At 62.4% G+C, this 4,271-nt stretch carries 5 protein-coding genes; 2 read left to right on the top strand and 3 right to left on the bottom strand.

Annotated elements, in window-relative coordinates; genetic code table 11:
• Positions 1–320: hypothetical protein (locus tag ACFCU0_RS03230; RefSeq protein ID WP_434972226.1), on the bottom strand; the 320-nt coding region annotated here is incomplete at its 3' end.
• 682 nt (positions 321–1,002) lie between these two features.
• Here ACFCU0_RS03230 and ACFCU0_RS03225 point away from each other — a divergent pair.
• Positions 1,003–1,329 carry a hypothetical protein gene (locus tag ACFCU0_RS03225; RefSeq protein WP_434972225.1) on the top strand — a complete coding sequence of 109 codons (327 nt, stop codon included), beginning with the start codon at positions 1,003–1,005 and terminating at the stop codon, positions 1,327–1,329.
• Positions 1,330–1,462: 133 nt separating this feature from the next.
• On the opposite strand, the gene ACFCU0_RS03220 is transcribed toward ACFCU0_RS03225, so the two are convergent.
• Positions 1,463–1,891 (bottom strand): hypothetical protein, encoded by a 429-nt coding sequence (locus ACFCU0_RS03220; protein WP_434972224.1) that lies wholly within the window; start codon positions 1,889–1,891, stop codon positions 1,463–1,465.
• A 368-nt stretch (positions 1,892–2,259) separates the two neighbouring features.
• Between ACFCU0_RS03220 and ACFCU0_RS03215 the strand changes: the two genes are divergently transcribed.
• Positions 2,260–3,324 carry a hypothetical protein gene (locus ACFCU0_RS03215; protein WP_434972223.1) on the top strand — a complete coding sequence of 355 codons (1,065 nt, stop codon included), beginning with the start codon at positions 2,260–2,262 and terminating at the stop codon, positions 3,322–3,324.
• Positions 3,325–3,392: 68 nt separating this feature from the next.
• On the opposite strand, the gene ACFCU0_RS03210 is transcribed toward ACFCU0_RS03215, so the two are convergent.
• The gene (locus tag ACFCU0_RS03210; RefSeq protein ID WP_434972222.1) at positions 3,393–4,133 is read right to left on the bottom strand and encodes a GNAT family N-acetyltransferase; all 741 of its coding nucleotides are present in this window, start codon (positions 4,131–4,133) and stop codon (positions 3,393–3,395) included.
• Positions 4,134–4,271 lie beyond the last annotated feature (138 nt).

The following is a 4,271-nucleotide window of genomic DNA, read 5'->3' as shown; positions in this document are numbered from 1 at the left end:
GTGGCCAGCGCAAGGATCGCCCGGTGGTAGTGAACGAGGCTTTCGTGGGCATCGGAGGCATTAAGATCCGCCGCCTGATCCTCACGTTCGTCTACCGCCGTGTGACTGGCATGCGTCGCAGATTCATGGTACGCCTGGATGCCGTTATTCCCTCCGTGGCTGCCGCGTCGGTCGCCACCGGATGCTGACGCAGCGTGGGAGAAAGCCTCTACCCTATCGTCCCCCTGGTCGGAAAATTGCGAGTAGAGCGGTTCGTTGATGGCTACCATCGCAAAAGGACCGTTGGTTGAGGACGTTGATTCCAGGCGAGAGGCAGGCATGGTAGAGGCCCAGACAGAGGGGCTGGCAGCCGGGAAGAACGTGGTTGGCGAACCGAAGAAGGACGGCCCGCACGGTGCGTGTCCGGTTAGACGTGAACCGGGACGCGCGACTCTCCCACAAGAATCGGCGCCCCGGCCGTCCAACGGCACTAGACAGACGGGACGCTGCTTCACGTCCTCGAGGCATCGGTGCAACCATGTGGCGGCAACGTAGATGCTATCACCGTCTCCGTTGTATCCGTATGATTATCGCCGTGAAAGGATACTGTAACCGACGCCGACTCGACTGTCCGATGCGACGATCGGATAATGCAGACATCGACCATCAGACGCTGTGTCGTGCGGGTACAATCCTTACACGAGAGGTCGAGAGGTGCCGCGGTCGGAAGGTATTTTGCACGCAGATAGGTGTACTGCACGCAGAGTCGGCGTACCGCGCCGTTTTGGCCACGATCGCGTCCGATCGATCGGAACCGCACATTCAGACGGGCGGGGAGCCTTCACGTCGTCGGTCGTTGGTATCGGGACCTGTTCCGTTCAGATTATCCGGGACGCACAATCCTGCGCATTTCGTTATTGAAACGGGCCGCCCGTAACACGCGACAGGTATGTAGACGTGTTGCTATTACCAGCCCCGTTGGTTACACCGGTTCCCAGACCTTTTTCCCTTTCCAAGACCATTATGCGGTTTGTCCTTTCTCTCGCTCTTGTTGCCGGACTCGGATGTATGGGATGGAGCGTCTGGCAGGAGGATGTCGTCCTGGCACAGTGGATCGTGATCGCTGCGCTCGTACTGGCTGTTGTTGCACAACGAGCGGCCGGACTGAACCGGGACGGCCTTTGGCAGGGCGGTTTTTACTTCCTGTCGGGCATGGGCGTTGGCATGCTCGCCTACCACGGGGAGGTGTCGATTCTGATCGGTGCGCTGTGGCTCGCGCTGTCGTTCTGGATCGAGCAGGAGATCCGGATCGATGTGAAAAGCATGCTTGACTCGGGCGAGACCGAGTAAGGGCGCGACGGAGTCACCCGCCAGATGAAAAGCCCTGCAGAAGTGCAGGGCCAGAGAGACAGGAGATTTGATTCGAGCGAAACGGTCGAGTGACGTTTGGACCGGTGGTCCAGAAAGCGCCGAACGCCGGTGCTTACGAGTGAGACGACGCCCGCTCGATGCGCTCGGCGGTAATGTTCAGCGTCCGCGACACACCCCGGAGGATGGATCGGGCACGGTCGGTGCCGGCCGAAGCGGCCGGCGTATCAACCGTTCGGGAGGTGTCAACCCGGTCCATCGCGTCGAGCAGCGGCTCCGCACCCGTTGCGGCAGACTGTGCCATGTTCAGGCGTTCGAGGACGTCCTGCAGTTCTTTGATCGCATCGTCGATGGCCCGGGGGAGTTCGTCTTTCGGCGGGTTGGCGACCGAGAGCTGAACACCGTCTTCGCTGATGATGGCACCGTCGCCTGTCGTTGGCTTCACCTCCGCAGCCCGTCTTCCCGGCGAACGGTGGCTGGGTCCATGAGAGCTGTCGCTCTGGTTATTTCGTGTCTCGTCTCCGTCCATGCTCATATCGGTCATAGCCTCGTAGGTGGAACGGTGGGGGCGTGCGGAACCGGGCTATGGCGCGCGGGCACGTTGTCCGGCGGAAGGGACGTCGTCGCGCCATCGATGTACGCTGTCATGATAGGTACGTAATGCAATATGACCTATTCAGGAAACGGGTGCAACATCGACGTTACAAACCTGGGTGAGAGGATCGTCAAGTCACGGAGAATCCGGTCTCGCCTCGCTCCGTCGGCTCCCGCCGGGGCCGCTGGCAGGTGCATCGTCCTACACCGACTGTCCGCATCGGTAGCGGGTAAATGCAGCGATCTGTGCCACCGATGATTGTCGTGGCTCGCTGACATTCTGGGGTAGAGATGGCCCGAACCAACCTCGACTCATCCATGCCCACGCTTCAGAATCTGTCGACGGCTTCGAGATGGCTTCTTCTGGTCGCGCTCCTTCTTCTGTTCGCCCTGCTGGCGTTTACGGTTGCTCCTGCCGATGCGACCCGCCCACCGACGTCGGCTGACGGTGCGACCGTTCTCCTGCAGCTTCGCCCCGATACGATCGAGGGCGGACCTCTCCGACCGGCCGAGATGCTGGCGCCGGATCGCTTCCGCATGCGCGTCGGCGGGGATGTTGTTGTCGCGGATACCGATCGGGAGGGAGCGGTGGTCGTCATTGACGGCAACGCGATCGTCGAAGGTGCGGTCGATGCTGTCGTGGTCGTCGACGGGCGGGCAACCCTTCGCCGCGCCGATGTTGGGACGCTGGTTGTCGTGGACGGTACGGCCGACCTCTCGGAGGGGACCGTCATCCGGCGGAACGTGCACCTCGTGGCGTCCGACCTGCGACAGACGGATGACGTGATCGTCGGAGGCGATGTGGAGACGGGGATGGAGTACCCGATCGCCCGCGGATTCTTGCTGTTCGGCGTTCTGGTTGCGCTGGGAGGTGCGATCGCCGTCATCGCATCGGGACTCATTGCCGCCGCGGTGGCGCCGCACAAGATGCGGGAAATGGGCGCACGCATCACCGGCGACATCGGAGCGACGGCACTGGCGGGCCTTGCGGTGTGGGTTGGGTTGCCGATGGTCGCCGCGGCGCTCTTCGCGACGCTCGTCGGGATTCCGATCGCCCTCGGTATTCTCTTCGTGCTGCTACCCGGAATCGCTATGATCGGCTACATCGTTTCCGGGATTCGGCTGGGCGACTACGTAATGGGGCGCTTCCGCGGTCGCGACGAAGCCTGGCACCCGTACCGGGCGGCGGCATCCGGACTGGCGTTGCTGCTCGTCGCCGGGTGGCTACCGTTCATCGGGGGCGTCGTCACGCCGGTCGCCGTCTTCCTCGGGGGCGGCGCAGTCGGACTCACCGCGTGGAAGGCCATCCGTTGGCCGAAAAGCGCGACCGGACCGACGAATCCACCGGAGGAGCCCGAGCTGGCGGTACACCGGGGGCCATGATCCCGGGTGGGGTGGAGAAAACCGATACGGGTCCCCGCGAACCATCCCTGGTGGCTCACCGCAGCGGGTCAAGCGGCTGCCGCCTCTCGGCCGAGGATTTCGTCCTGCAAGGACCGACTGAGGCCATCGGACAGAAATCGGAACAGCCGGTTCTTCTTGCGGGCGAGACGCCGATAGCAGGCGCCAAGGTCGAGAACCATCGTGATTCGGCGGTGCAGGCAGTCCATTTCCCCGACAGCGTGGGTTGCCAGCGGTTCAAACCCTAACACCCTCGTGTGGAAGTTGTACGGACTGTGTTCTTCACCATCGAATACATCCGTCACGTAGTGAGTGTAGCGCCGTTCGAAGGTGTCCACGCATGCGATACGCATCAGCCAGAATACAACGCGGATACGGCGGCGGTAGGCCGGGAGAACAGCAAACCGCCCGATCTCCGCGATCTGATTCTCATTGATGAAGTCCTGGATCCCGTCGGCGTCTAAGGCCTCCCCGTGGATAGAAATGGTCGGTTCAGGGTCGTGGCTCCCACCATCGACCGGTTCCCCATCCCCGATGCCCCTCAGCCCGTACGACGCGTATACATCCAGCGGGGGCGCATAATGAACACGCAGCACGCCGGCGGGTGCGTCGTCCACCGTCGCGAGAACCCACGTCACCTCGGAGTTGGACAGGTCTTGCTCCGGAAATACGTCCTCGGCGGATCCGACCCAGCCTTTCTCGTCTGCATAGGTTTGTCGTAGGACGGAAAGAGCCTGCGCTCGCTGATCTGACGTTGTAACGCGTTCGGCCGTTGTCGTGGATCGAAGCATGAGTCAGTCCGGGTGATTATGAGAAAGCCGGGATCGGAGGGCATCCGGCGACCCCGTGCAGCCGGTACGACTGGACGACCGTTCGTTCGAATGGCCGGTCCAGCGCGTGTGCGAAAGCTCGGCTACGGCGTGCATCAG

This window comes from Longibacter sp., from assembly GCF_051155795.1.
Lineage (GTDB): Bacteria > Bacteroidota > Rhodothermia > Rhodothermales > Salinibacteraceae > Longibacter.
This window is presented reverse-complemented; position numbering and strand designations above follow the sequence as displayed.

Bases quoted from the DNA above. Each gene is read 5' to 3' on its own strand.
- ACFCU0_RS03225 (WP_434972225.1), top strand. From the start codon at position 1,003: ATGCGGTTTGTCCTTTCTCTCGCTCTTGTTGCCGGACTCGGATGTATG.
- ACFCU0_RS03220 (WP_434972224.1), bottom strand. From the start codon at position 1,891: ATGACCGATATGAGCATGGACGGAGACGAGACACGAAATAACCAGAGC.
- ACFCU0_RS03215 (WP_434972223.1), top strand. From the start codon at position 2,260: ATGCCCACGCTTCAGAATCTGTCGACGGCTTCGAGATGGCTTCTTCTG.
- ACFCU0_RS03210 (WP_434972222.1), bottom strand. From the start codon at position 4,133: ATGCTTCGATCCACGACAACGGCCGAACGCGTTACAACGTCAGATCAG.